The organism is Vibrio sp. 03_296 (genome assembly GCF_002265885.1).
On record NZ_NPKW01000086.1, the window covers coordinates 1 to 19324 of the forward strand.

17 protein-coding genes and 1 pseudogene are annotated in these 19324 nt (G+C 45.3%); 12 read left to right on the forward strand and 6 right to left on the reverse strand.

Annotation, left to right across the window (positions count from 1 at the left end; all coding sequences use genetic code 11):
• A pseudogene (locus CIK04_RS11115) lies at positions 1 to 160 on the reverse strand (integrase); the annotation flags it as partial.
• Between the two features lie 293 nt (positions 161 to 453).
• Here CIK04_RS11115 and CIK04_RS11120 point away from each other — a divergent pair.
• The 3 genes from CIK04_RS11120 (at position 454) to CIK04_RS11130 (ending at position 3475) form a co-directional block, all read left to right on the forward strand.
• Positions 454 to 1719, forward strand: coding sequence for a nucleotidyltransferase (locus tag CIK04_RS11120; RefSeq protein ID WP_097353164.1), 1266 nt, complete (start codon positions 454 to 456; stop codon positions 1717 to 1719).
• 12 nt (positions 1720 to 1731) lie between these two features.
• A complete protein-coding gene (locus tag CIK04_RS11125; RefSeq protein WP_097353165.1) occupies positions 1732 to 2442 on the forward strand; it encodes an SLATT domain-containing protein in 711 nt (236 codons plus the stop codon).
• A gap of 382 nt (positions 2443 to 2824) precedes the next feature.
• Positions 2825 to 3475 (forward strand): HNH endonuclease, encoded by a 651-nt coding sequence (locus CIK04_RS11130; RefSeq protein WP_097353166.1) that lies wholly within the window; start codon positions 2825 to 2827, stop codon positions 3473 to 3475.
• A gap of 259 nt (positions 3476 to 3734) precedes the next feature.
• On the opposite strand, the gene CIK04_RS11135 is transcribed toward CIK04_RS11130, so the two are convergent.
• From CIK04_RS11135 to kduD, 4 genes are read right to left on the reverse strand one after another with little or no spacing between them, the layout of a single operon-like run.
• Positions 3735 to 4370 (reverse strand): RpiB/LacA/LacB family sugar-phosphate isomerase, encoded by a 636-nt coding sequence (locus CIK04_RS11135; protein ID WP_038963366.1) that lies wholly within the window; start codon positions 4368 to 4370, stop codon positions 3735 to 3737.
• A 39-nt stretch (positions 4371 to 4409) separates the two neighbouring features.
• Positions 4410 to 4730: a cupin domain-containing protein gene (locus CIK04_RS11140; RefSeq protein ID WP_097353167.1), complete on the reverse strand. Its 321-nt coding sequence runs from the start codon at positions 4728 to 4730 to the stop codon at positions 4410 to 4412.
• Between the two features lie 27 nt (positions 4731 to 4757).
• Entirely contained in the window at positions 4758 to 5198 is a 441-nt protein-coding gene (locus CIK04_RS11145; protein ID WP_232708682.1) for a YgjV family protein, read from the reverse strand.
• Between the two features lie 15 nt (positions 5199 to 5213).
• Positions 5214 to 5975, reverse strand: coding sequence for a 2-dehydro-3-deoxy-D-gluconate 5-dehydrogenase KduD (kduD, locus tag CIK04_RS11150; protein ID WP_097353168.1), 762 nt, complete (start codon positions 5973 to 5975; stop codon positions 5214 to 5216).
• A gap of 261 nt (positions 5976 to 6236) precedes the next feature.
• On the opposite strand from kduD, the gene kdgR reads away from it, so the two are divergent.
• From kdgR to CIK04_RS11195, 9 genes are all read left to right on the forward strand, one after another.
• Entirely contained in the window at positions 6237 to 7019 is a 783-nt protein-coding gene (gene kdgR, locus CIK04_RS11155; protein WP_038968212.1) for a DNA-binding transcriptional regulator KdgR, read from the forward strand.
• A gap of 80 nt (positions 7020 to 7099) precedes the next feature.
• Entirely contained in the window at positions 7100 to 8965 is a 1866-nt protein-coding gene (locus CIK04_RS11160; protein WP_097353169.1) for a DUF294 nucleotidyltransferase-like domain-containing protein, read from the forward strand.
• Positions 8966 to 8969: 4 nt separating this feature from the next.
• On the forward strand, positions 8970 to 9686 hold the full coding sequence (locus CIK04_RS11165) for an exonuclease domain-containing protein (protein ID WP_097353170.1): 717 nt from the start codon (positions 8970 to 8972) through the stop codon (positions 9684 to 9686).
• A 364-nt stretch (positions 9687 to 10050) separates the two neighbouring features.
• On the forward strand, positions 10051 to 10323 hold the full coding sequence (locus tag CIK04_RS11170; protein WP_017421504.1) for a hypothetical protein: 273 nt from the start codon (positions 10051 to 10053) through the stop codon (positions 10321 to 10323).
• 18 nt (positions 10324 to 10341) lie between these two features.
• On the forward strand, positions 10342 to 11964 hold the full coding sequence (locus CIK04_RS11175) for a methyl-accepting chemotaxis protein (protein ID WP_097353171.1): 1623 nt from the start codon (positions 10342 to 10344) through the stop codon (positions 11962 to 11964).
• Between the two features lie 696 nt (positions 11965 to 12660).
• Positions 12661 to 14115 carry a DUF3360 family protein gene (locus CIK04_RS11180; RefSeq protein WP_128824612.1) on the forward strand — a complete coding sequence of 485 codons (1455 nt, stop codon included), beginning with the start codon at positions 12661 to 12663 and terminating at the stop codon, positions 14113 to 14115.
• A 167-nt stretch (positions 14116 to 14282) separates the two neighbouring features.
• Positions 14283 to 14678, forward strand: a complete 396-nt coding sequence (locus CIK04_RS11185) for an ACT domain-containing protein (protein ID WP_045593391.1) — start codon at positions 14283 to 14285, stop codon at positions 14676 to 14678.
• An 84-nt stretch (positions 14679 to 14762) separates the two neighbouring features.
• Positions 14763 to 16295: a bifunctional GNAT family N-acetyltransferase/carbon-nitrogen hydrolase family protein gene (locus CIK04_RS11190; protein ID WP_045590096.1), complete on the forward strand. Its 1533-nt coding sequence runs from the start codon at positions 14763 to 14765 to the stop codon at positions 16293 to 16295.
• 105 nt (positions 16296 to 16400) lie between these two features.
• Positions 16401 to 16997, forward strand: coding sequence for a mechanosensitive ion channel family protein (locus CIK04_RS11195; RefSeq protein ID WP_039546336.1), 597 nt, complete (start codon positions 16401 to 16403; stop codon positions 16995 to 16997).
• A gap of 94 nt (positions 16998 to 17091) precedes the next feature.
• On the opposite strand, the gene CIK04_RS11200 is transcribed toward CIK04_RS11195, so the two are convergent.
• A complete protein-coding gene (locus tag CIK04_RS11200) occupies positions 17092 to 19311 on the reverse strand; it encodes an esterase-like activity of phytase family protein (protein ID WP_097353172.1) in 2220 nt (739 codons plus the stop codon).
• Positions 19312 to 19324 lie beyond the last annotated feature (13 nt).

Below are 19324 nucleotides of genomic sequence, written 5' to 3' on the forward strand. Positions count from 1 at the left end.
CAATGGTCAAGGTATCAGGGCACCGATCAAAGTACTCAGTGATACGTCGTACAGCAAGAGAGTATGCAGAGATGGTTTTGGCTCGCTTACCTTGAAGTTTAAGTTGGGTGAGGTGTTGTTGATATAAGGCGTCAAAGCGCTCTTTTTCAGACGGGGTCATAGTGTTCTCTCCAGTAACACACCACCGACATGATGGTGTTACTAAAGAGTATGATTGTTGGTGCTTATTCGTTTCTGCCGCGGAGCGGCTTCGTTCAACTCGTTGTTGGACAAAACTGAGTTACAGCATCTGCTAAATTAGTCAGTCACGGATTACCTTTGGTATTTCTTATTATTCGCATCGCACATGTAGTGCTTACCAGCCTCTAAAGACACAATATATTGGTAGGCAGGGTTGTTTTACCAAACAATGCCCTCATATAATACATGGACTTAAGTACATGAGGGTGACATATGACGGTAAGACGGGATTTCAGTGTGTTTTTGGACAACTTGAAGATCAAGAACAAGAACAAAATTTCGAGTCGCTATGAAAGCATCACGAAGAACCTAAATGAGCAGTTTCGAGGTTTGGAAAACGACAAGACAAGTTACAGTCTTCAGGCTGGATCGTATGGTCGTTACTCTGGAATCCAAGGTATTTCTGACCTTGATATGCTCTACATACTCCCACCTAGCACTTGGCCTACCTACCGCAAAGACCCATCAAAGGCACTAGACCACGCCAAAGACGCTATCAAGAAAACATACAAGACAAGTAAGGTAAAAAAAGACCGCAACGTGGTGGTAGTTGAGATGCAGGACTTTACCTTTGAGGTGGTGCCCGTATTCGAATGGCAGGGAGTTTTCAAATATCCTGACACATATAACGGCGGCTTATGGCGCAAGTGTAATACTCGTGCTGAATTACAAGCATTTAGGGAGTTGAACACCGAGCGTAAAGACAACCTACGTAAGCTTGCGAAAATGATTCGTGCTTGGAAGGACAGAAACGATATTCAGATGAGTGGCTTTCTGATTGATACTCTCTGTTACAACTTCTTCAAAGATAACACCGATTACGACAAAGCTAGTTTCGGTAGCTTTGACAAGATGGTACGAGACTTTTTCCAATACCTCACCAAAGAGCCAGAGAAAACGTACTACTACGCATTTGGCAGTAACTCCCAAGTCGGTATAAAGAAAGCATTCCAAGCTGATGCGCAGATAGCGCTGAAAAATGCCATTGAAGCCATAGAAGCCAGAGAGAGCGGCTATGAGGATAAGTGCAACCAGCGATATAAGGCTATTTTTGGCACTAAGTTTCCTAATCGTGAAGCCAAACAAGCGGCGGCGGTTAATGAGCAGTTTATCGAGGAACTGTTCGATCTGGATATTACCAACCAAATTATCATCGATTGTGAGGTTAAAAGTGACCTGATGACCAGAATGTTGTCATCAATAAAATTTGTTGGGGAGCGAATTCAGCATCAACGGAAACTGCACTTCTTTGTAAAACAAACCGACATCGGAGAAGATTATGAGGTGAAGTGGAAGGTGCGTAACCGTGGGGGTGAGGCTGACAAGCTGAGGAATCACCGTGGTGAAATCATGGATGATGACGGTAGCAAAACTCGTATCGAGACCGCTAATTTCTATGGCGATCATACGGTTGAGTGTTACGCTATCCGCAACAATACGGTGATAGCACGACATGAAATCACCGTCCCAATCGAATAGGAACAATAGTTAATGACGGAACAGACGATTAAGAAGCAAGTGGCTAGAGAGTATTACAACGTACTCTACAGCGCCAAGCTTCATTTTGCGTCATTCGATATCTGCGAGAAGCTTCCTACGATTATTAGCGTAATTTCGCTGTCCTTTGGTGTGCTTGGTTTGGCATTTGCAGAGTTCAACAGCAAGGCTTTAGCGGCTCTGTTGCTTATTATCGGTATTATCGGGATCATCCTTAAGCCAAGAGAGCTTCAGAAAGAGCAGTATGAAGCGACAGGGATTAGCTTGACTGATATCAGCAAGAAACTAGAGCACATTTACTGCGAAGTTGACATACAAGATACTAACTCTGTTGCCAAAGCAAGAGCTGACCTAGCTCGAGTGCAGGCTGATCATCGAGCTGTTGACACCATGCCTCCTGTGTTGCTGTCCTCATGGTATGCCCATTACAAAGTCTTTTCTGAGCACAATAGCGACTGGATGAGCACTGAACTTGATCTCGGCTTTAATGACAAAGTTCCTCTAAGCCTGCGTGCTGTGGTCATTGGTGCCATAGTAGCTGCCTTGCTATGGCTAAACCCATTTTGTATCACAAGCAAGACTTGGGCATGGGTTTCTGAGCCTTGTGTGGGATGCTGGCAAGAACAACCCGCACCGGAATCACAATCAGCTTTAGTCAAAGATGCCACACCAGAACCAAATCCGGATAGTGAAGCGACTAAATAACAACAAGGGGGACACGCAATGTGTCCTTTTTGCAATGTCATGAGCGCCAATGCCGGAATTGCCCTAAGCGGATAATGGGTTTGATGTCGCTCTTCATTCATAAAGAACATCGTTTTCGCCGTTTCAATGTTCACATAGATGGAGATAGCGAAACCAACTCAGCTAAACACATCATGAGTTAATCCCTCGGTCATTGCCCAGCCAATAGATACCTAGTAATGCCTTGGATTTGTCGATACATTTCGATTAGGAAAAGTAGTTCGTTCCTCTATTTGCTTCCTGCTAATGACGAGTCTATCTAAAACATTTAGGGGCATTAGAGTGGTAGACCACAACCTTTTAGTAGTTCAATAGGCGTAACTAATTAATAAGAATTTAGAAAATGACTAAAAAGCAGGTTAACCAGAAGAAAGATAATCCACCAATTCTATTTCGTACTGAGTTTGTCAACTATCTTATGCATAAACGGAAGCTGGCGATTGAGGAAGCGTTACAGTATATTAGATGGCTTAATGATGTGAACGAGTGCTTCCACATGGATATTGTGTCAGACATTTATAACCTAGCTGTACACGTTTATCGCGACCTTACTCACTACCTGCGTTCGAGATTACCTGAAAGTGATGCAAATAATTGTATTAAGGCGCTTAAAACCTATTCTCAATTTATAGAAAAAGTGATTCTTACTAACGAAACTTTTCCTGACCAATCCATTGCCTATGTTGAGGGAGCAACACTAACTGTTAAGGTAAATCGCTTTGAGCGCAGCCAAAAAGCCAGAGAGATTTGTATTTCACATCATGGAACAACGTGTAAGGTGTGTGACTTGAACTTCTTTCAGACTTATGGGGCTTTGGGAGATGGCTTCATTCATGTTCACCACATTGTTCCACTTAATGAGATATGTAAGGAGTACGAGGTCGATCCTGTGAATGACCTTGTACCTGTATGCCCTAATTGCCACGCAATGCTCCACAGAGGAAGTCCTACATTGACGGTAGACCAACTAAAAAAAATCCTACACAAGAATTAGGGAATATGTGCCTAGAAAGATGAAAAAGGTTCTTTTACAGAACTTGGCCGACGGTAAATGGGGTCAACTCCTACTTGTTACCATCGGTTACTTTTTGTTGTTCAAAACGGACAAAATGCCCGAAATAGCAATTCACCACTTAACTCATTTCGGGGCAAAAACACCTCAGAAAAATCCATCCCCCTCCTCCCAAATAAAACAAAAGCCAGCGAGTGCTGGCTTTGTATTAGTTCCCGAAAAAGTAGTAATGCCTGAGTGCTTAGTCGATCAGCGAGCGTACGTATTCGGCGATTTCTGGCACTTGGCAGTTTGCGAAGAAGCACTCTTGGAACTGTGCTCCGCCAACCGCTGTTTTCACCAATTCTTGGTCAATTGCGCGTAGGCCTTCAACCACATCTTTCGCAACCGCTGCTTTTACGTTGTTTAGGATCGCCGCATTCGCTTGCTGTGGTGCCGCACGCTCGATTGGGTAGCCTTCACCACGGTTACCAGTGAACGCTTTTTCGAAGATGTAACGGACATTCAGCTCGCCTGCCCAGCCAAAACCTTTGGCAAACGCGAGAGCAATCGCATTGCCGTTGTTGATTTGGTTGAACAAAAACGCATCTGACGGCTCTAGGCAGTAGCCACACACTACGCCAGGGTGTAGGTTGCTCGACATCATTGCGCCTTGGCCAGTACCACAACCCGTGACCACAAAGTCTACCGCTTTTGAGTTCAGTAGAATGCTTGCCATGATGCCTAGGTGGATGTAAGTCAGATGGTGGTCATTTTCATCTTTCATACCAACGTTGAACACGTCGTGGCCTAGGCCACCCGCTACGCTGTTTAACTCTGCTGCAACCATCGCGTTTTTCGGTGCTTGGCTGTTTTCCATCATTAGTGCAATTTTCATCGGTTACTCCTGCGGTTCACCGCAATTCAAAAATAAATCTTAAACGAAATCTTTACGCATAGGGGTGAAGGTATCAATCAGTACACCCGCTTTCAGACAAACACAGCCATGTCCAATGTTTGGCTCTTTGTACATAGTATCGCCTGTTTTGACGATTTTTTTCTCATCGCCAATGGTGAACTCAAATTCACCTGACAGCACGTAAGTCAGTTGCTCGTGAGGATGTGAGTGCATGGCACCAATCGCCCCCGTTTCAAAATGCACTTCGACTGACATCATGTTGTCGCTGTGTGCCAGCACTTTGCGCGAAATGCCTTGGCCAAGATCTTCCAGCGCGATGTCGTGACTCAATACAAACATGGTTCACCTATTAGCCTGTTTTTTGGGTCACCGGCAATAATGGTTGCCGATAGAGCCCACCAGTATGTTGTTGATTAACCAGCAGGTTGCCCCTGCTAGAAAGCCAATCCGCATGCGGATGCCACTCAATACGAACAGTGAATATGTACCAATTACCGTCCCAACAATTGGCCATAATTCCCACCAGTGCTCAGCCATTCCTAGGCCACTAACGATACCGATAAGAATAAAAATGGCTGCCACCCATTTGGAAGAGGTGAAGATCGATGTTGTGGTTCGTAACGCAGAAAGCAGTGCGCTGAGCGCCGAAAGCATCGATCCTAGCAGCAAAAAATGGAGAAGATGATTGAGATTGAACACCAGCATTAGGATTTTCAAATGCCTGTCATTTTTCTGGTAAAAGGTGGAGATTCCCAAACCAAAACTGAGAAACCCTAACGCTTGTGCCAAATCAATCTCAGCCATCATCTTCTCACAATTGGATTAGCGTGATAGCCAGCCGCCATCTACCGCAACGGTGTAACCGTTAATGTAGTCAGACGCTTTTGATGCTAGGAACACACAAGGACCAGCCAAATCTTCTGGCGTGCCCCAGCGGTTTGCAGGAATACGCTCTAGGATTTCTTGGTTACGTTGCTCATCGGCACGCAGTGCCGCGGTGTTGTTGGTCGCCATGTAACCTGGGGCAATCGCATTGACATTAATACCGCACTGCGCCCATTCATTCGCCATTAAACGAGTAATGCCCATCACGCCGCTTTTTGATGCGGTATAGGAGGGAACACGGATACCGCCCTGAAAAGAAAGCATTGAGGCGATGTTGATGATCTTGCCGCCTTCGCCTTGCGCAATAAATTGTTTCGCCACCGCTTGAGACATAAAGAACACCGATTTGATGTTGATGTTCATGACGTCATCCCAATCTTGCTCAGAGAACTCGATCGCGTCGTTGCGGCGAATGATGCCTGCGTTGTTCACCAAAATGTCGATGCGGCCAAGCTCAGTCACTGCGCGATCAACAATTGAAGGAATATCATCTAGTTTCATTAGGTTAGCGCGGATATCGACGAACTTACGTCCCGTCGCTTGGATTTTTTCCATGGTTTCTGTTGGTTCACTGATGTTCACACCAACGATATCGCAACCTGCCTTTGCTAAACCCAGCGCCATGCCTTGACCTAAACCGGTATCACACCCCGTGACGACGGCTACTTTGCCTTGCAAGCTAAATGAATCAAGAATCATGTAATGCATCCTCTAGAATACTGAAAGAAGTGAACCGACGTTCTGGTTGTTGTTCACTGTGGTAGGGCAAACATAACAGTAAAACAGCAACGCTCGCAAATATTTTTGAAAAGACGTTTCAAAAATATTGATGAATGTCTTATTTTACTAAAACAAACTAAGTGAGCGGTTTCAAAATTATGAAAAGGTATTTTAAAAATAGTGGTGATACAGAAAATCAACGATATAATGGCAAAAAATACAACTAAAGAAGGGAAAACAATGGAAAAGTCGACACAGCCAGAAGCTGTTTCGTCAGTGATGAAGGTGTTCCACATCCTTCAAGCACTGGGTGAGCAGAAAGCGATTGGCGTATCAGAATTGTCGCAACGTCTTATGATGTCTAAGGCAACCACTTACCGCTTTTTACAAACCATGAAGTCACTTGGGTATGTGTCTCAAGAAGGCGAAGCGGATAAGTATTCACTCACGTTAAAAGTGTTTGAGCTGGGTGCTCGCTCACTGGAATACGTTGATCTGATTGAATTGGCCGACAAAGAAATGCGCCAAATCTCTCAACTGACCAATGAAGCGCTTCACTTGGGAGCACTCGATGACAATGCCATTATTTATATCCATAAGATAGATTCCGGTTACAACCTGCGCATGCAATCGCGCATTGGCCGTCGCAACCCTCTTTACAGTACTGCCATTGGCAAAGTGTTACTTTCCGAACGTGAAGAGAGCTTTATCCGTGAATCTCTCGCCGATGTTGAGTTCATCAAACACACAGAAAAAACACTAGAAAACACGGAACAAGTGCTTGAAGAACTGGCGAAAGTGCGTGAGCAACATTTCGCTGAAGATAACGAAGAGCAAGAACCGGGTTTACGTTGTATCGCGGCTCCAATTTACGATCGTTTTGGTCATATCATTGCGGCGGTGTCGATTTCATTCCCAACCATCCGTTTTGATGAAGAGCGCAAAGATTACTATGTGGGTCTGCTTCATCAAGCGGGTAAAAACGTTTCTGAGCAGCTTGGCTACCACAGCTACCCTGCTTAATGATTGACGAGCAGCCCTCGGGCTGCTTTTTTTGGCGCAATATCAAATGATGAAACGCCGTTTTAATTTAGAGGTGAGCGATGGGCACATCCGTTACTCCAAACATTGTTGATTTCCTAATCCGCATTGATCCGTTTGATAAGTTACCCAAGGCTTTGGTTGAATCCCTAGCCAATTCAGTACAGATCAAATATCTGGTGAAAGGTGAAACCATCAGTTTTAGCTCACTTTGCGAAAGGCGTTATCTCTACATCATTCGCACGGGCGCGATTGAACAGCGCACGCCAACGGGTGAACTTCGTGCTCGGCTTGGCCACGAGGATCAGTTTGGTTTTACCTTCCTCGCCCCTCTCGATAGTGCCGAAAACGGTTATCAAGCCGAAGCCATTGAAGATGCCCTGCTTTACTTGATCCCACATCATGAACTGAAGAAAGTGTGCGACTCGCATCCTGAGTTTGCCGATTACTTCGCGGCGCAAGCTAACCTGCGCTTGAGTTCAGCGGTCAACTTCGTCTGTCAGAAAGAAGAAAAAGGGCTGTTTTTCCGCACGGTTGGTGAGATCGCGAGCGAAAACATTGCCATTGTCAGCGTGACGGATTCCATCCGTGACGTCGCGCGCACCATGTGTGGCAAACAGCGCAGTTCTTGTGCGGTGGTGATGGATGGCAATGACATTGTCGGTTTGGTGACCGACCGCGATATGACAGCCTCCGTCGTTGCACTAGAGCGAGATGTCAGCGACAGCATTGAAACGGTCATGACCCACAACCCCGTGCTGATTGAAAGTGATGCCAAAGTGATCCAAGCGATCTCCCTCATGCTGCAATACAACATTCGCTGCTTACCCGTGGTGAACAATGGCAAGGTGTCGGGCTTACTCACCACAACACATTTGGTACACAACCACCGCACCCAATCGCTGTTTTTGATTGAGAAAATCAAATACGCCAGCTCGATCAACGCGCTAGCGGCGTTAAAAGAAGAGCGCCAAACCATTTTCCAAGCATTGGTCGAAAGCGGCGTCAGCGCAGAGATCCAAGGAAAAGTGATGTCGATGATCATGGATGCCTTTACCCGTCGTCTCATCCAACTCAACGAAGAGGTACTTGGCCCTCCCCCATGCGATTACGCTTGGATGGTGGCAGGATCGCACGCGCGCAACGAAGTACACATGCTCTCAGATCAAGACAGTGCGATCGTCCTCTCCGACGACGCCACTGATGAACACAAGCTCTACTTTACTCATTTAGCTATGCGCGTGTGCAATGGTTTGGCTGCCTGCGGATATCCGTTATGCGATGGCAAATACATGGCCGCGTCTCCCAAATGGTGCCAGCCTGTCTCACGTTGGAAAGAGTATTATCAAAAATGGGTGGCGAGCCCGGAGTACAACAAACTGCTCTCCATCAGTGTGTTCTTAGAAGTTCGCTCAGTTCACGGCAACCGTGAGTTGGTTGAGCAGATCCAACAACACCTTCATCACTGCATCCAACGCAGTGCCAATTTTATTCCCGCCTTGGTGCGTGATGCGATCGACACACAACCACCATTGGGCATTTTTAATCATTTGGTGCTGGAAAAAGGCGGCCAAAACAGCAACACACTCAACATCAAAAAATACGCGCTGAATTTGATCATCGATCTGGCGCGAATTTTCAGCTTATCCGCTGGCGGCTCGTTAACCGGAACAGAAGAACGATTCCGCTTTGCCGCCGAACATGGCACGCTCTCAAAGGGCAGTTGCGACAACATCATTGGCGCTTATCGTTTCATTACGCAGGTGCGCTTTCGCCATCAGCTCAATGCGATTTTGGCGGGGAAAACACCGGACAATCATATCTCCCCAGATGAGTTCAGCAGCTTTGAACGCAAGCACCTAAAAGATGCCTTTAAGATCATCAGCGAGATGCAAGATGTCGCCAAACTGAAGTTTATTAAAGGCTAAAACGATGATAAAAACATGGCTCAAACGCTGGAACACCATGCCCAGCCAAGAACAAATACGCCAACAGATCCTCGTTGAATCGGCATGGCCCGAAGCACTGCAAAACTATTTGAACACGCCGCTCATTGCAGAAGTGACGCCACTTCATCAAGTCTCGTTTCTTGCTTTAGATTTTGAGACCACAGGGCTTGATGCGAAACACGATAAAATCCTCTCCATCGGCATGGTGGATTTGACGCTCGAAGGCATTAACCTCTCAAGCACAGAAGAGATCTTGCTCAACCATGGCGCGTACATTAAAGCCGAGTCCGCGCGCATTAATGGCATAACACCACAGACGCTGGAGCAAGGTTGCTCACTAGAGCAAGGGATGATGCGTTTACTGGAACGAGCACAAGGTAAAGTGTTGCTTGCGCACAGTGCAATCATTGAACAAGGTTTTCTCCAAGCTTTTGCTCAACAACATTTTCAGCTTGCCAAATTGCCTTGCCACTTTGTGGATACGTTGCAAATCGAAAAACGCTTTAGCTACGCAGGGAAAAGCGGCCAACGCAGCAGTTTTCAACTTGATGATTTACGACGTTGTTATCACTTACCCGATTACCATGCCCACTCCGCCGCCAGCGATGCGCTCGCCTGCGCTGAACTGTTCATGGTGCAAAGCAAAAAACTTGATCTCAACAAACAACGACCACTCAATACCGTTTTGTTCTCCAGATAAACACTGATTCACCGGATGCTTTTCCTACATAACTCAAGTGCCCGCTATTGATCCATAAGGCGCTGTGTTTAAACGCCTCATTGGCTCAATCACAGCGTTGTCTGTAGCGATGACGAGTCCCTCCTTTACAGCCTTATCAACATAGCCAGTGATTCATATGCACTAATAACAAAAATATTTGTTTTTTTTTGGTTAATAGCAGAACTATCAATTGCCTAATGGTATTCGCTAAGCGTTTTCATTTAAACATCGACTCAATCCCAGTCCAAAAGGCTGCAAAAATAAAATGTAGGCATCTTCCTACATGAAGAAATAAATAAAAAAACGTAACCTTTATAAAAACTTTTACAAAAAGGAATTGGTTATGGCTGAATTTTTTAGTAACCATAGGGATATTTATCTATTAGAAAAATGTATTGGTCAGTTAGAAAGCGATCTAATAACACTGAGAAGCAGTCTGGTTAAAATCAGCGAAAAGGAGCGTAATTTTCACATTGGGAAATTGCAGTCTCTTTCAGAGCTTTTAGCAAATGAAGTCACTCGATTGAAAAACGAAGATTTTTGTAGGCCACAATCTAAAATTAGACTAAATGAACTTACAGATGAACTCACGCAGCTAATCAGAGTATATAACTAAATAAATTAGAGATTCGCAATGAACTTATTTAATAAATTAACGATAAAACAACAAATACTTGGATTGTTAATTGTTGTCGTATTTTCTATTCTCTCTTCTGTACTACTGTCTGCAAACGACATGCAAAGTAGGCTGGAAACGGCAATAGATGAAATAGAAAAAAGCACCGATATCACCGTAGATATTTATGAACATCAAATAGATGACTTTTGGCAGTTAAGACTTAACTTTACTCGTTCCGTCTATTCTAAAGATTGGCGGAGTAAATACCCTTCTCAACTGGAAGAGTGGTATAACAAAACATTAAGTTTATACTCTAGCCTTTCTGACATACCAGATAGCCTAATAGATGACGTGACAGCATACTATGCTCACCATAAAAATGCAGAAGTCATATTTAATCAATATGACGACAGGCTAATTGATTTAGAGCAACGGGACGCATTTCTTTCAAAGGGAAGATCACTCTCAGTCAATGTACGAAAACAGCTTCAAGAAAGAGCAAAAATCTTTGCATCAAAAACGGTAAATGAAATAAAAGAAGCAGAGGCATCTATGCAAGAAGAAATAAAACAGCAACTGATAACCATTGGTTTTGTTTTATTAGTCGTACTTTCTTTAGGTTATTTAATTTCAGTTAAAATATCTGAAAAGATTAATATCGTTTGCAATGCACTAAAAAGAATGTCAGAGAAAGATCTTGCTCTAAGACTAGACGTTCCAAATGGAAATAATGAAGCAGTAATACTATCCAAGTACTACAACGAAACCGCGATAAGTTTAACAAAAATAATATCTGATTTAGGCATTATCGCAAGCAGTGTTTCCTCTGCCTCTACTGAGTTAAGTGCCGTGATGGTTCAATCTGAAGCCAATATAAAGGAAGAAAACTCGCAAGTAACTCAGATAGCGACAGCCATTACTGAAATGTCTTCAACCGCCAAAGAAGTTAGCAATAATGTAACCAATGCTGAACAGTCTGCCAGTGTCGCAATGAATGCGGTTGATTCCGGAAATGAAGCCGTTTCTGCTCTTGAGGATGTTTCCCAACAGATTCAAAACTCGGTCAGTTCCACTGCGGAGTCTATTGAGCAACTGAAGACTTTTTCTCTTGATATTAATTCAGTGATAGAAGTCATCGCTAATGTTTCAGAACAAACCAACCTGCTTGCCCTTAATGCTGCAATTGAAGCCGCGAGAGCAGGAGAACAAGGAAGGGGATTTGCAGTCGTTGCGGATGAAGTTAGAAATCTTGCTGCAAAAACCCAACAATCAACAGAAAACATCAAAAGCCTCATTGAAAGGCTTCAGAGCAAAGCAGAAGAAACAAACATTGAAATGAACAACAACTTGCAACTGGTCAACAACTCTCAAAAAGCGGTTGAAATGGTGACTGATTCTTTTCGTGTAATATCCGATTCTGTCAACGCGATATCAGACGTCAATACTTTAGTTGCCACCGCATCCGAGGAGCAATCTGCCGTTAGCTTAGATATATCGAACAATATTGATAATGTCTCTCAAGTTGTTAATCAAAATGTTACAAGCATAGCTCAAATCACAGTCGCCACAGAGGAGCTGGCGAAACTCGCAGAAGAGCAGCAGCAAAAACTGCAACTCTTTAAAGTTAGTAATATGTAAACTTAAACCACTTGATTTTAAAGTAAAAAATTAGAGAAATTGTTTTATTTTCATCTCAAGTGGGCCCCTTACTTTGACGCCAAACAACCTATCGCTACTGAGAACTATCGCTACTGATAGGAGCGAGAACCCCTTTGATCATTGAGAAACATTGTCGAATCATAGAACTAGCGATCCTACATCCGAATGTCGCTCAACCGCTGCAGATCCGCTTCATAAGTAACCCGCCCAATTACGCAATAAGTAGAATATATGTTAGATAGATTGTATTTTACCTAAAATAGAAAATAACCACACAATATGTAAGAATATATTTATTTAATAATTTCAGTTTTAAATACCGTATATGAATTAATTACTAGCGATATATTCTTATTTAACAATAATGTCGCACTGTTTATGACCAATCAAACCAAACTCAGAAGAGTCAAATTAAAACAAAGCCTTAGGATTACGTGAAATATTAGAAAAATATGAAACAGAGATAATAAAATCAATTTAAATATCATGCATTTGAAATGTAAAAACGTACCCATAAAATAGGTTTCATACTCTGTTTTATTGAAAATGTGCACTGGATCGACTTAATTAACTTCAGTAAATGAATGCGAAATAAATAATGATTCATGTCAAAAATGATTTTACCATCGGCCTCTAATAATAAATCAGTCAAAAAGGATTTATTATGGAGTAACCATGAGCCAACACGAATCATCTAGCTATCAGTCTCGTCGTCGCAAGGCGAACGAGTTTTCTACTCGATCGGAATACTTAGAACATGAACTGAACATTCTTTCGTTCAAAAAATGGCGTATTCACCTGCCTTTCCGCGACTTTGGTATTGAAATTGAAGACTGGGTGCCTGCCATTGCAGCCACTATCGGTAAAGTGGTGATGGTCACCGCGATGGTGGCCGCTTTCGCTGCCCAATTTGGCCTCTCCCCTGAATTTGTTGCTGAAAACGTCCGCTATGAGTTGATCATCGCTGGTCTTTTGTTTGTTATCTTTTTTTCCGCGATTTTAAACCCTAGAGCCAACTTAGCTGGCACACACGGGCCCATGATTCCATTGATTCCGCTCGTTGCCGTAGCAGGTGGACACCCTCTCGCTTTAGGCATCATGGTTGGGGTGTTTGGTTTGATCCTCAGTGCCACCAAAGGGGGATCAAAACTGGTTCGCTTAACGGGTGAAGGGGTTCGCGGCGGTCTGCTAATTTATTTAGGCGCGGTGGGACTGATTAGCCAACTCAGCAAATTTGAAAGCTGGTCGGTGGCCTCTGGCATGGAATCGGTCTCGTTTGTGGTGATCTCCACCACCATTGTGATCTACGCCTATTTGGCGAAAATTGAAAAACGCTGGTTGGCGATCCCATTGTGCTCGCTGATTGCTGGCGTGGTTTCCTACCTAATGGGTGTGCCGTTTGAGTTCACCACAGAGCCTGGCTTACCGAACATGAGCCCATTCTACTGGTGGGGCGAAGAGACAGGTTGGCAGTTAGGTTGGCCTGAGTTTGAGCACTACATTGCGGTGATTCCTTTCGCGATTTTGGCGGTTGCCATGTGGTCACCCGACTTTCTTGGCCACCGCGTCTTCCAAGAACTGAACTACCCGAAAACCGCCAAAGATGCACTGATGGACGTCGATGACACCATGACGGTTTGTTCTATTCGTCAGATCATCGGTGCAGGCCTTGGTGGCGGTAACCTCGCCTCTTCTTGGGGAACGTACATGATCCCTGCGGCGATTGCCAAACGCCCAATTCCAGGAGGCGCTCTGCTTACGGGTATTCTCTGTATCGTTGCTGCTGTGTTGGGGTATCCGATGGATCTGGCTATGTGGGAACCAGTACTGCGCGTGGCATTGTTGGTAGGCGTATTCCTCCCACTACTGGAAGCGGGCATGCAGATGGTGCGTAACGCTCGTAACTCGCAAAGTGCTGGCATTTGTATGTTTGCTTGTGCGCTGGTTAACCCCGTCTTCGGTTGGGCAATCACCATGCTGCTCGACAACACGGGCCTGATTGGCAACCGTGAACGCAGCGAAACCTTAAACCGCACTGACCGTTTAGGCATCCCACTCGCAACCGTATTGGTGTGTGTTGGCGCGTTAGCGGCGGTGGGTCAATTACCGGGCATCCCTGCACTTCTTTAATGCTGGCTTTGCCGAAAGATCCGCTCAAAGGGCGGATCTTTTTCTTTTTTAATGCCAACTCAAATTAGCCAAACTGATCCGCCATTAGTTTGATTCAATGGACTTCTTCTCTCTTGCTTCCTATGCTGCGTGAACACATATCCCGTCACGCAATACAAGGAAAGATCATGGCCGGCATAACCGATTTACAGCGCTTACTTCAATCAATGTCCCCGCAATTGGTTGAGGGCGAATATGTTTTTTGCACCGTCGATGGCCCACTTACGGACTATCTACACCTTGATCCCATCGCAACGTTTCGTGAACAAGAAGGGCTCACTTTGGTGCTCAAAGCACAGCATGCCGAAAAGGCAGGATTGAATACAAACAGCCACTTTTGTTTGATTACCCTCACCGTCCATTCAAGCTTAGAAGCCGTCGGGCTAACCGCCGCTTTTGCCAACAAGTTAGCCAGTTATGGTATTAGCGCCAACGTGATTGCAGGTTATTATCACGACCATATTTTTGTACCAAAAGGAAAAGCTCACGAGGCAATGAGCGCACTCACTGAGTTGACTGCGTAGATAAATTCGCCAAAGCCCCCCGCTTTGAAAAATCCGTTGCGATAATGTTAGAGTATAAAAAACGGTTATTCAGGATAAGGATATATGAAGACACCCACCCCAAAGCTTTCATTACGCATATTGAAAAAAAGTGATTACGAGCAAGTGGCCAGTTTAATGGATTTGGTTTTTCACGACGTCGGCGGCGCTTGGCCAAGAATGACCATAATGGATCTCATTCATCAATTCCCTGATGGACAAATCTGCATAGAGGATTCCGGCAAAATCATTGCGGCAGCGCTCACCATCAAAGTGGATTATAACCGCTTCTCTCTCCCCCATGTCTATACCGATATCATCAATGAAAACAACGTAATACAACACAAATCAAATGGCGACGCCTTGTATGGCCTCGACGTATTTGTTCACCCGGATTATCGCGGGCTACGTTTGGGTCGAAGACTGTATGAAGCAAGAAAAGAGCTGTGTCGAAGCAATAACCTCAAAGCCATCTTGGCAGGTGGTCGAATTCCCGGATACAAGCCATACGGCGGAAAACTGCCTGTGGCAGAGTACATAGAAAAAGTCTCACGCAAAGAGCTTCACGACCCAATTCTCTCGTTTCAGCTCTCAAACGATTTCGATGTGAAGCGCATCATGCGCCATTATCTTCCCGAAGATGACAGCTCACACGGTTACGCAACGCTACTGGAATGGGACAACTTCTTTTATGAAGAAGACGTCTATTCCGTTCATGACATCGAGAAAACGATTGTTCGTATCGGCATTGTGCAGTGGCAAATGCGCATGGTGAACGATTTGGAAGACTTGTTGGATCAGGCGGAGTTTTTTATTGATTCGCTGTCAAAATACAAAGCGGATTTCGCACTCTTTCCGGAGTTCTTTAACGCGCCTTTAATGGGATTGGCAGAAGATCAAAACTCTGTTGAAGCGATTCGCTTCCTCGCCTCGTTCTCTGAGCGTGTCAAACTGACCATGTCTCAACTTGCCGTGACCTACAACATTAATATCATCGCAGGCAGCATGCCTGTTTTAGAAGACGGTCAGCTTTACAACATCTCTTACTTGCTTCGTCGTGATGGCACGATTGAGTCCCAACATAAAATCCACATTACCCCGCATGAACAACGAGATTGGGTTATTGATGGCGGCGACAAAGTCTCGGTGTTTGACACCGATGCGGGACGCATTGGGATTTTGATTTGTTACGACAGTGAGTTTCCCGAGCTCGGACGTATGCTGGCTGAACAAGGCGTGCAGATCATTTTTGTTCCGTTCTGGACGGATACCAAAAATGGTTATCAACGTGTGAGAATTTGCTCCCAAGCGCGCGCGATTGAAAATGAATGTTATGTCGCCATTGGTGGTAGTGTTGGCAACCTGCCTAGGGTCGATAACGTCGATATCCAATACGCTCAATCGGCGGTGTTCTCACCTTCAGACGTGTTCTTCCCACACGACGCCACCATTGCAGAAGCAAGCCCAAATACGGAAATGATCATCTTTGCCGATGTAGATTTGGATAAACTCAAGCAACTGAACATGGAAGGCTCAGTGACCAACTTACGTCATCGACGAATGGATCTTTATGGTGGATTCACTCAGAAAAAAGAATAGATACAAACCAAAGAATTGACTCGAACTATATGTCACTCTTTTTTATTGGTGCTTTAGCGCAAATAGGTTATAAAAACGCTCAACAAACCAATGAGTAACAGCTTGATGAACCAGTGGACTAATTTTGAACAGTGGAGTCAGTACATTCCTTCTGACTCCTTTCTCTTTAAACTCCTTATGGCGCTGGTGTTGCTCGCCGCGTATCAGGTTGTAAAAAAAATCACCAACCGTGCGGTGGCCAATTTAGCCCTCTCAAAGGGTGTGAATAAGGCAAGGCAAAGCTTTATTCAACGGGCATTTAATACCGCACTGCTCTTCCTGTTCGCCTCTATTTTTTCGGTGATCGCAGGAATCGGATACGGCGATGTGTCGCTGTTCCTCTCTTCTATCTTTGCGGTCTTAGGGGTCGCCTTCATTGCTCAGTGGTCAATCCTTAGCAATGTCACCGCCAGTTTTTTGATTTTTTTCGTTTTCCCATACAAAGTGGGCGATCGAATCAAAGTGGTGGACAAAGACGAAGACATCAGCGGGGAAATTCTCGATATCAGTATGTTCCATGTGCTTATCAAGCACGATAATGGCCATGTGATCACCTATCCCAATAACTTGATGCTGCAAAAAGCGGTGCTTAAGTTAGGGCAAAAACCGCCACAAAACGCCAAATCAACCGCTCGTTTGTACACACGAATCAAGAAGAAGTAACGCGCAACCTTGCCGATACGCCAAAAATAAAGCCCCATTCTCGTGTCGCCGATTTATCGTGCCGAGAGTGGGGCTTTTTCATTGTGCGATTGGGTTAGTTGAACGTCTTGGTCAGCTTGAAAAATAGCGTCTCGCCACTGCTGTCATCCACACCATCGTTGTCGGTTACGGCATAGCCGTGACCATTCACATCAATCGCGAAGCCTTCAATTTTATCTGTGACATACCCCTTGCTGGCTTTGAGATGCGGCAGAAAATCGTACACCATTTCTTTTTGTACGACAGGCAAAGGAGAACCAAGTTCTACTGACTTAAGATCAGCGAGTGAGACACGGTACAAACGTTTGATCTTCGCTTGCTTGCCAAGCTGATTATCACGCTCAATGAGATAGAGCTGGCCTTGATACGCGGTAATTTCAGACAAGCCGACCCAGCCTTTATCACTCTGCTCTAGCGGATAACTCACTGCGCCCCACTGGCGAGTTTTAGTGTTATAGCTCAGCAATTTAGTGGTGTTTTTCGCATCCTCTTTCCATGGTCGCTGCAACGCAATCCACAACACATCGTCAACGCGTGTAATGCCTTCGGCGCCATAGCGCGTTTGGTGCTTGAGTAGCTCTTGAGGGAACAATACTCGCTCCATCACCTCCCCCTGCGCGTTAACATGGACAAGAGCGTGTGGAATCGCTTTTTTCTCATTGCCTTCTGAAGCTAACCAGAAACCGCCCTTCCCATCGGTGGTGATCCCCTCGAGGTCGAGTTTTTCGGCGGCTTTTCCATTCTCTGTCACTCTTAATGCCTGCTTAATCACTGCGGGCTGAGCAAAGGCATCAATCGTGAAGATGGTTGGCTGAGCAGAGTAAAAGCTGTCATTGACTGCGTAGAAAGTCGCGGCCTTTTGGCTATCCGCCACCAGCCCAGATAATGCTCCCCAACCAATTGGCGCGTTATTTTTGTCATTGGCTGAGATAATTTGCGGATAATTGGCTACCCCTGACGATAATTGATAGATCATCACATGAGATCGAGCGCCGCCGTCTTCCACCAAATCGGCTTCATTGGCGGTCACCAATAGATTGCGCTGCGGAATGGCGATGGCCGATTCTGGCGCAATACCTGAAGGTAACAACTGTAACCACTGCGGTTCACGCCCAGTGTCTTTATACACGCCCACTATCGAACCCCGTTCGGAGAGCACAAAGATATAACGCTGGCCGTTAAAGGTCGCGACCTCCAACCCTTCTGGCTCAATGCCTTTTTTACCGGAACGTTTTTCAGGATAATGGCCCGCACGTATCACTTGATGCTCAAACGATGCGCCACTTTCGAACAACACATCGCCACGCTGGTTAAAGATGGTAAAACCACGCGCTCCGCCTTGATAATCGCCTTCGTTGGCAATCACTAAGCGCTCGTTGTCTAACCATTTCACCGCATCTGGCTCACGGCGTACCCCTTTTTGCTCACCCGTGAAGGTCAGCGCCCCCTCTTTCTTCACATCAATCTGCGTGAGATCCACGCTGCCTGCCGAGAAATGACTCAGCACTTTTGCGCTTGCCGCATCAACGATCACCATATGGTTGTTCTCTTGCAATGTAACGGCGATTTGGTTGGCGTCGTTAAATGCAACAAACTCTGGTTCCGGATCATCAGCGCCAATGGTCGCTAAGCCCGTCAACTCAACGCGTTTTGCGCTTTTGCAATCTGGTTTGCCTTGTTTGGTCTGCAAGATGACCAAATAACCTGCCGGCAGTTGTGGCAGAGCGCCATCGTTCAGCTCCTCGTCGCGTTCGTTTTCGATCGCCACCGCAATAAACTGGCCATCTTTCGACACGGCGACCGAATCTGGCTGACCACCTAAATCACACTGGTCGGTGATTTTACGGCGGTTTACAGATACCACCGCTAAGTAGCCAGAAGGTTGCGTATAACTTTTTGAGGTATTCACGCCGGCGATGACCCAACGATCAAACGCAGCCACCGAGGTGGGCTCACCGTTGAGTGAAAGAAAACCCGCCGCTTTGGGCTGATCCGCTTGTTTAATATCGACAAAACCAATGCCACCCAGTGGGCTGTCAGAATAGATCAGCGTGTTGCCATCCGGTGTCACCGTAATAATTTCCGCAGACGTTGTTTTTTGCTTATCAAACCCCGCAGGTAGGTTATCTGCGACGGCAAAACTGGCAATACGCTTAAAGCTTTCAGTGGTGCTAGCCCTTTCTGCTGCACTCGAAAACGCGGTCAATGAAGCCCCAAAAAACATCGCCGCCGTGACACTTTGTCGCAGCAGCGAGCGTGAAAATAGATGAGCCATATAAATATCCTTA

What these genes read in the sequence shown, in the direction of transcription:
- CIK04_RS11135 (WP_038963366.1), bottom strand. Translation starts at nt 4,370, where the DNA reads ATGAAAATTGCACTAATGATGGAAAACAGCCAAGCACCGAAAAACGCG.
- CIK04_RS11195 (WP_039546336.1), top strand. Translation starts at nt 16,401, where the DNA reads ATGAACCAGTGGACTAATTTTGAACAGTGGAGTCAGTACATTCCTTCT.
- CIK04_RS11145 (WP_232708682.1), bottom strand. Translation starts at nt 5,198, where the DNA reads ATGATGGCTGAGATTGATTTGGCACAAGCGTTAGGGTTTCTCAGTTTT.
- CIK04_RS11140 (WP_097353167.1), bottom strand. Translation starts at nt 4,730, where the DNA reads ATGTTTGTATTGAGTCACGACATCGCGCTGGAAGATCTTGGCCAAGGC.
- CIK04_RS11190 (WP_045590096.1), top strand. Translation starts at nt 14,763, where the DNA reads ATGAAGACACCCACCCCAAAGCTTTCATTACGCATATTGAAAAAAAGT.
- CIK04_RS11175 (WP_097353171.1), top strand. Translation starts at nt 10,342, where the DNA reads ATGAACTTATTTAATAAATTAACGATAAAACAACAAATACTTGGATTG.
- kdgR (WP_038968212.1), top strand. Translation starts at nt 6,237, where the DNA reads ATGGAAAAGTCGACACAGCCAGAAGCTGTTTCGTCAGTGATGAAGGTG.
- CIK04_RS11200 (WP_097353172.1), bottom strand. Translation starts at nt 19,311, where the DNA reads ATGGCTCATCTATTTTCACGCTCGCTGCTGCGACAAAGTGTCACGGCG.
- CIK04_RS11160 (WP_097353169.1), top strand. Translation starts at nt 7,100, where the DNA reads ATGGGCACATCCGTTACTCCAAACATTGTTGATTTCCTAATCCGCATT.
- CIK04_RS11170 (WP_017421504.1), top strand. Translation starts at nt 10,051, where the DNA reads ATGGCTGAATTTTTTAGTAACCATAGGGATATTTATCTATTAGAAAAA.
- CIK04_RS11165 (WP_097353170.1), top strand. Translation starts at nt 8,970, where the DNA reads ATGATAAAAACATGGCTCAAACGCTGGAACACCATGCCCAGCCAAGAA.
- CIK04_RS11125 (WP_097353165.1), top strand. Translation starts at nt 1,732, where the DNA reads ATGACGGAACAGACGATTAAGAAGCAAGTGGCTAGAGAGTATTACAAC.
- CIK04_RS11130 (WP_097353166.1), top strand. Translation starts at nt 2,825, where the DNA reads ATGACTAAAAAGCAGGTTAACCAGAAGAAAGATAATCCACCAATTCTA.
- CIK04_RS11185 (WP_045593391.1), top strand. Translation starts at nt 14,283, where the DNA reads ATGGCCGGCATAACCGATTTACAGCGCTTACTTCAATCAATGTCCCCG.
- CIK04_RS11120 (WP_097353164.1), top strand. Translation starts at nt 454, where the DNA reads ATGACGGTAAGACGGGATTTCAGTGTGTTTTTGGACAACTTGAAGATC.
- CIK04_RS11180 (WP_128824612.1), top strand. Translation starts at nt 12,661, where the DNA reads ATGAGCCAACACGAATCATCTAGCTATCAGTCTCGTCGTCGCAAGGCG.
- kduD (WP_097353168.1), bottom strand. Translation starts at nt 5,975, where the DNA reads ATGATTCTTGATTCATTTAGCTTGCAAGGCAAAGTAGCCGTCGTCACG.